Annotated in this window: 5 protein-coding genes; all 5 read left to right on the top strand. The window is 72.5% G+C overall.

The window, feature by feature from the left end; translation table 11 throughout:
* Positions 1 to 394 (top strand): PfkB family carbohydrate kinase (locus tag FHE66_RS12595; protein ID WP_255303732.1); only part of this gene is annotated, 394 nt, incomplete at its 5' end.
* Positions 395 to 459: 65 nt separating this feature from the next.
* On the top strand, positions 460 to 1,848 hold the full coding sequence (locus FHE66_RS12590) for an ABC transporter substrate-binding protein (RefSeq protein WP_139073309.1): 1,389 nt from the start codon (positions 460 to 462) through the stop codon (positions 1,846 to 1,848).
* A 1-nt stretch (position 1,849) separates the two neighbouring features.
* Complete coding sequence (locus tag FHE66_RS12585) at positions 1,850 to 2,776, top strand: carbohydrate ABC transporter permease (RefSeq protein ID WP_139073306.1); 927 nt, start codon at positions 1,850 to 1,852, stop codon at positions 2,774 to 2,776.
* Entirely contained in the window at positions 2,773 to 3,591 is an 819-nt protein-coding gene (locus tag FHE66_RS12580) for a carbohydrate ABC transporter permease (RefSeq protein WP_139073304.1), read from the top strand. The genes FHE66_RS12585 and FHE66_RS12580 overlap by 4 nt, the downstream gene beginning before the upstream one ends.
* A gap of 146 nt (positions 3,592 to 3,737) precedes the next feature.
* Positions 3,738 to 6,996, top strand: a 3,259-nt coding sequence (locus tag FHE66_RS12575; protein ID WP_218013718.1) for a PIG-L family deacetylase, incomplete at its 3' end; no start/stop codon positions are given.

Raw genomic sequence — 6,996 nt, 5'->3', positions numbered from 1 at the left:
CGAGGGCGCGATCGCGCTCGACTCCGCGACGGGTGAGGAGTGCCACGTCCCCGCGCTCGACGTCGACGCGGTCGACCCGACGGGGGCCGGCGACGTCTTCCTCGCCGCCTTCGCCCGCGGGTCCCTCCTCGACTGGCCGCTCGCCCAGCGGCTGCGCTTCGCCTCGCTGTGCTCGGGGCTCGCGGTCCAGGCGCTCGGCGGCTCGCTCGCCGCCCCCGGCATCGGTGACCTCCACGACTGGTGGGCCCGCCTGGAGACGGCCCGCGCGGAGGGCGACCCGGCCGCCGCCGCCCTCCACGAGCACTACCGGTTCCTGCCCGACGTCCTGCCGGCCCGGCCCGGTCGCGTCACCCGCCGCGCGGACGCGACCTTCGCGCTGGAGTCCGATCTCTGACCGAGAATCGACGAAGATCTCACCCTGCGGGTGGAGTACCGCCCACAACGAAGGAGAATCAGCACATGAGTCCACAACGAACACGTCGTCGCACCGTCGTCCTCACCACTGCCGTCGCCACGCTCGCTCTGGCCGCGTGCACCCCCGGGAGCGGCGGGTCGAGTGACGAGGACGCCACCGACACCGCCTCCGCCCCCACCGCCGACGAGGTCGTCACCGACATCTCCGAGCTCGGCGACGTCACGCTCGTCGTGTGGGACCAGGAGGTCCGCGGCGGGCAGAACGAGCAGATGGAGCAGCTCAACGCCGCCTTCATGGAGGCCTACCCCAACGTCACCATCGACCGGGTGACCCAGTCCAACGACGACCTCACCACCACCCTGCGCCTCGCCCTCACCGGCGACGACGCGCCCGACGTCACGCAGGTGAACAACTCGCGCTCGCAGATGAGCCAGTACGTCGCCGCCGGCCAGCTGCTCAACCTCGACCCGTACGCCGAGGCGTACGGCTGGGCCGAGCGCTTCCCCGACTCCGTGCTGCAGAACACCCGCTACTCCGAGGACGGCGTGACCTTCGGCGAGGGCTCCGTCTTCGGCCTCCCGCAGGTCGGCGAGGTCGTCGGGATCTACTACTCCAAGCCCAAGCTCGAGGAGCTCGGCCTGGAGGTCCCGGCGACGTGGGCCGAGTTCGGTGAGCAGCTCGCGACGATCTCCGAGGCGGGCGAGGCCCCGCTGCTGCTCGGCAACCTCGACCAGTGGCCCGCCGCGCACATCTTCGGCCCCGTCCAGGGCGCGCACGTGGACCCCGAGGAGATCCGCTCGCTCGGCTTCGGCAACGAGGGCGCGAGCTGGGAGTCCGACGCGAACCTCGCCGCGGCCGAGGAGCTCGCCTCGTGGGTCGAGGCCGGCTACTTCAACGACGGCTTCAACGGCGCGGACTACGACGCCGTGTGGCAGTCGTTCACCGAGGGTGAGGGTGTCTACCTCATGGCCGGTTCCTGGCTCGGCCCGGACATCGAGGCCGCGATGGGCGAGGACGTCGGCTTCTTCGCCCCGCCGCCCGTCGAGGAGGGCGCCGGCAAGGTGACCACCGGTGGCACCGGCATCCCCTTCGCCGTCACCTCCGCCTCGGAGAACCCGGACGTCGGCGCCGCGTACATCGACTTCATCACGAGCGAGGACGCGATGGCCGTGCTCGCCGAGACCGGGAACATGCCGGTGGTCGAGACCGCGGAGCACATGCCCGACGGCGGCCTGCAGGCCGACATCTACGCCGCCTACGGCGAGGTCGTCGAGGACGGCGCGCTCGTGCCCTACCTCGACTGGGCCACGCCGACGATGAGCGAGACCCTCGGGCAGAACCTCCAGGCGTTCCTCGGCGGCCAGCTCGACGCCGCCGGCCTGCTCGCCGCCCTCGAGACCGACTACAGCGAGTTCGTGACCTCGGCGGAGTGACATGAGCGCCCAGCCCCCGAAGGCTCTCCGCCCGCGGGCGGCCCGCAAGGGTCGCCCGCGGGCGCGGGGGCGCTTCGGGCTGACCCCCTACCTCTTCCTCGCGCCGGCCTTCGTGGTCTACGCGCTGTTCCTGCTCTACCCGCTGGGCCGGTCCGTGCAGATCTCCCTGTACGACTGGGACGGGCTGTCCCTGGCGACGTTCGTCGGCCTGGAGAACTACGTCGACGTCGTCGCCGACCCGAAGCTGCGCGAGGCGTTCTGGCACGCGCTCGTCCTCATCTTCTTCTTCGCCGTCCTGCCGCTGTGCATCGGGCTCGTGCTCGCGGCGGTGCTCGTGCGCGCCCGGGTGCGCGGGCTGGCGTTCTTCCGCACGGTCGTCTTCCTGCCGCAGGTCATCGCGATGGTCGTCGTCGCCGTCGCGTGGCGGCAGATCTACGCCCCCGACGGACTGCTCAACTCGGCGCTCGAGGCCGTGGGGCTGGGCACGCTCGCGCGCGGGTGGCTCGGCGACTTCACCTGGGCGCTGCCCGCCGTCGGGTTCATCGGCACATGGGTGTCGACCGGACTGGTCACCGTGCTCCTCATGGCGGGCATGGCACGCGTGCCCAAGGACCTCTACGAGGCGGCGACCCTCGACGGCGCGGGCGCGGTGCGCACCTTCTTCTCCATCTCCGTGCCCTCGGTACGCGCGGAGATCGTCGTCGCGCTCACGCTGACGATCATCGCCGCCCTCAAGACCTTCGACCTCGTCTACGTCACCACCCGCGGCGGGCCCGGGACCTCGACGACGGTGCCGAGCTGGGCGGTCTTCCAGCGCGCCTTCCGCGAGGGGGACGTGGGCTCGGCGGCCGCCGTCGCCGTCGTCCTCACCGCGCTCATCTTCGCCATCAACCTGGCGGTCAACCGGATCGGGGAGCGCGAGCGATGAGGGTCTCCACCGGGGAGCGCCTGGGCAACTACGTCATCCTCATCGTCTTCGCCGCGTTCGCGCTGACGCCGATCGTCGCGATCATCCTCACCGCGCTCGGGCCCGAGACCCCGCAGGACGCCGCCACCGGCGGCCCGCTGCACCTGGAGAACTTCGCCCGCGCCTGGGAGCAGGGCCGCTTCAGCGAGTACATGACGAACTCGGTGCTCATCGCGGCCCTCGTCGTCACGAGCGCGACGGTGCTGTCGATCATGGCCGGCTACGCCTTCGGCGCGTTCGAGTTCCGCGGCTCGCAGGTGCTCTTCTACACCTTCCTCATCGGCATCATGATCCCGACCGAGGCGATCGTCGTCCCGCTCTTCTTCGACTTCCAGGCGGTCGGCCTGACGAACACGATCTGGGCGATCGCCCTGCCGCAGATCGCGCAGTCGGTCGCCTTCGGGACGTTCTGGATGCGCGCCTACTTCCGCGGCGCCAACCGCTCGATCATCGAGGCCGCCCGCCTCGACGGCGCCGGGCACCACCGCGTGCTGTGGCAGGTGCTCATCCCCGTGGCACGGCCCGCCGTCGTCACCCTCGTCCTGCTCACGTTCATGTGGACGTGGAACGAGTTCCTCATCCCGCTCGTCATGTCGCCCAACGCCCAGCTGCGCACCGCCCCGCTCGGGCTGGCGCTCTTCCAGGGCCAGTACACCCAGGGCACCGTGCTGCTCGCCGCGGGCGCCGTGCTCGTCGCCCTGCCGATGGTCGTGCTCTACCTCTTCCTGCAGCGCCACTTCATCCGCGGCATGCTCGAGGGCGCGGTCAAGGACTGACGCTCGCCGGTGCGCGGCTCTGCTCAGGAAGTGAGCAGATGCTTGCACCTGCATGCACTGCCTCGTTAAGTTGTCCGTACATAGTGATGGGCGTCACGTGCAGACGCTGCCGTCTGCCCGACCTGGAGGTACTCGTGAAGAGAGGCATGGCCGCAGCCGCGCTGGCCGCGCTGGCACTGGGAGCCGTCGTCCCGACGGCGGCCGGTGACACCGCGCCGCCACCGCTGACGGTGGGGGAACCCTCGATCGCCACCGAGGTCTCACCGAACAAGATCGACGTCATGGGCATCTGGGCCCACCCGGACGACGACGCCGGGTTCACCACGCCGTGCGGCGTCTGGAACGACCGCTACGGCGTGGAGTGCGGGATCATCATGCTCACCCGCGGGGAGGGCGGCTCGAACTCCGTCGGCGACGAGGCCGGCCCCGCGCTCGGCCTGCGGCGCGAGAACGAGGACCGCGCCTCCCACTACCGCTCCGGCACCGTCGACATCTACAACATCGACGCCGTCGACTTCTTCTACAACACCTCCGCCGCCCTCACCGAGGAGGTGTGGGGCTCCGAGCGCGTCCAGCGCCAGGTCGTCCACGTCATCCGCCAGACCCAGCCGGAGATCCTCACCGGCTTCTCGCCCTCCCTGGCCGTGGGCCACGGCAACCACCAGTACGCCGGGCGGGTCGTCTGGGAGGCGGCCCAGATGGCCGCCGACCCGAACGCCTTCCCCGAGCAGCTCACCGGGCCGGACGCCGTGGACGTGTGGCAGGTCAAGATGGTCACCTCCGGCGCCTCGACGCAGGGCGAGGGCGGCACGAACGGGCCGAGCTGCAACGCCGGCTTCGTCCCCGCCCCGACCAACCCGTTCACCGTCGTCGGGACGTGGAGCGGCTACCCCTCGCCCTACACGTGGCTGCCGGGCAACGTCCAGGGCCAGGAGCCCGGCACCGCGCAGACCTGGGCGCAGGTGGGTCGCGAGGGCAACCGTGCCCACCCCACCCAGGCGCGCGTCAAGCACACCGGGATCTGGGAGCCGCAGTGCCTGCGCTACGGCATCGCGCACTCCGAGGTGCCCTTCCAGCCCAACGGCTCCCCGGAGAACGCCCGCGACGACGCGATCCTCTTCGGCTCGGTCATCCCCGACCCCGGCGGCATGCCGCTCGGGTCGACCTTCTCCTTCGCGGCCGACGAGGTCCAGGCGCCCGGCGTCCCGTTCGAGGTGACCGTCGAGAGCCGCGCCGGTGCCGGCACCGTCGCCGCCGGGGAGGTCACCCTCACCGTCCCCGCCGGCTGGGAGGTCTCCGCGCCGCAGCCGCTCGGCCCCGTGACGAGCGCCGCGGACGCGAGCGCCACCTTCACCGTGACCCCCGCCGCCGACGCCGCGACCGGGCGCTACCGGCTGGCCGCGAGCTTCGACAACGGCACGGTCACCGCGTACAACGACATGCGCGTGGACCTCGTCCCGGGCGTCGAGGGTCGCTTCGAGCGCTGGGGCAACTTCTCGGAGTACGACGAGTGGGCCGAGACGTTCACGGGCGTCGGCGGCCGGTCCGCGGCCGAGAGCCGGATCGGCGCGGGGGAGTCGGTGACGGTGCCCGTCGTCGTCACCAACCGCACGACCGTCCCGCAGGACGGTGAGGTCACGCTCACCGCGCCCGCGCCGTTCACGGTCGAGCCCGCGTCGGTGCCCTTCACCGGCCTCGCGCCGGGGGCGCAGACGACCGTCGGGCTCACCCTCACCCACACCGACCCCGCCGCACCCGGCGGGCAGCCCGTGGACCTGCCGATCACGACGACGGCGGGCGGGGTGACGAGCACCGAGAACCTGCGGATGTACGTCGTGCCGACCACCGTCGTCCCCGGCGCCGCGGACGCGCCCGTCGTCGACGGGCAGCCCGACGACGGCTACGGCGAGCCGATCGACATCGGCCGCCGCTGGGAGGGTGCGGCCTGCGAGCCCGACGGCACCGACTGCGGCGCCGGCAGCTACGCCCGTCTCGCCTGGTCGGGCGACGACCTCTACGTCCTGGCCCACGTCGTCGACGACGTCGCGAGCGCGGCGGCCACCCCCGAGCGCTGCTTCGGGCACTGGCTCGTCGACTCGGTCGAGGTGCTCCTCGACCCGCAGGCGACGTCCCGCGACACCTCGACGACGTTCAAGTCCGGCATCCTGCCCTTCACCGACGACCCGACCGGCGCCGCCGGCCAGGGCCCGGACGGGCCGTGCTGGAGCCGCGACGCCGACAACCACCAGGGCTTCTCCTCCGGTCCGCTCGCGGACACGGTCGAGCAGGGCCCGAACTCGCCCGGGCAGGAGGTCGCGGTGAGCGTGACCCGTGGCCCGGACGGTGGCTACGAGGGCGGCTCCTACACGGTGGAGACGAGGATCCCGCTCGCCAACCTGCCCGCCGCCGTCGGCCCGACGAGCGCGGCGCCCACGGGCGACGCGGCGACCAACGACGTCGACCCGCAGTTCCTCGGGCTCAACGTCACGCCCTACGACGCGGACAACCAGGACTTCATCGGCGACACCCGCACGGCGTGGTCGCCCTTCGGGAGCCAGCAGTCCGAGCCCTACCGCTGGGGCCACGCGTACCTCCAGGGGTACACCCCGCCGGCCGACCGGCCCACGGAGCCGGCCGAGCCGATCATCCCGGACACCGCGCTCATGGGCGTGGAGTCCCCGCAGACGATCTACCAGTCCGCGGTGCGGGGCGTGACGATCTCGGGCCTGCCCGCGAGTGACGCGCTCACGGTGAGCGACGTGACCATCGGCAACCCGTCGGTGACGCTCACCCTGGAGTCCTCGGTGCCCGGCACCGTCCGCGCGTTCGTGTGGACGGGGGACCTCGAGATGGTCCCGGTCTGGGTGTCGAGCTGTGAGGGTGACGAGCTCGGCTTCTCCGCCTGCTCCGAGGCCGACGGCGCAGCGGCGCCGTGGGCACCGGACATGGGCGGACGCCTCCTCGGCGCCGGGAGCACCGAGGTCGGTCCCGGGACCGGCACGCTGAGCGTGGAGCTCGACGCCGACGCGCTGGAGGACCTGCGCGCCGACGGCTCGGTCCTCGTGTCCTTCCAGGCCGCCGACGGGGCGGACCGCCAGGCCGCGGGCGACGTGACGCTCCAGGCCACCGGTGGCGGGGTCAACGCGTGGTACTTCCCGGTCGTCGAGGCCGAGGTGCCCACGCAGGAGCCCCCGACCGACGCGCCCACCGACGACCCGACGGACGACCCGAGCGGCGGCGCCACGGTTGCGCCCACGGCAGACCCGGCCGACCCGCCGGCTGCCGGGCCGGGCCGCCTGCCGTCCACCGGTGCGGACGTCGGCGTCGTCGCGCTGGTCGCGCTCGCGCTGGCGCTGGTCGGGGGCGCGGCGACGCTCCTCGTCCGCCGCTTCCGCAGCACCCGCT

Source organism: Georgenia sp. 311 (assembly GCF_006151955.1).
Taxonomy (GTDB): domain Bacteria; phylum Actinomycetota; class Actinomycetes; order Actinomycetales; family Actinomycetaceae; genus Oceanitalea; species Oceanitalea wutianyii.
This window is presented reverse-complemented; position numbering and strand designations above follow the sequence as displayed.

Bases quoted from the DNA above. Each gene is read 5' to 3' on its own strand.
- FHE66_RS12590 (WP_139073309.1), top strand. From the start codon at position 460: ATGAGTCCACAACGAACACGTCGTCGCACCGTCGTCCTCACCACTGCC.
- FHE66_RS12585 (WP_139073306.1), top strand. From the start codon at position 1,850: ATGAGCGCCCAGCCCCCGAAGGCTCTCCGCCCGCGGGCGGCCCGCAAG.
- FHE66_RS12580 (WP_139073304.1), top strand. From the start codon at position 2,773: ATGAGGGTCTCCACCGGGGAGCGCCTGGGCAACTACGTCATCCTCATC.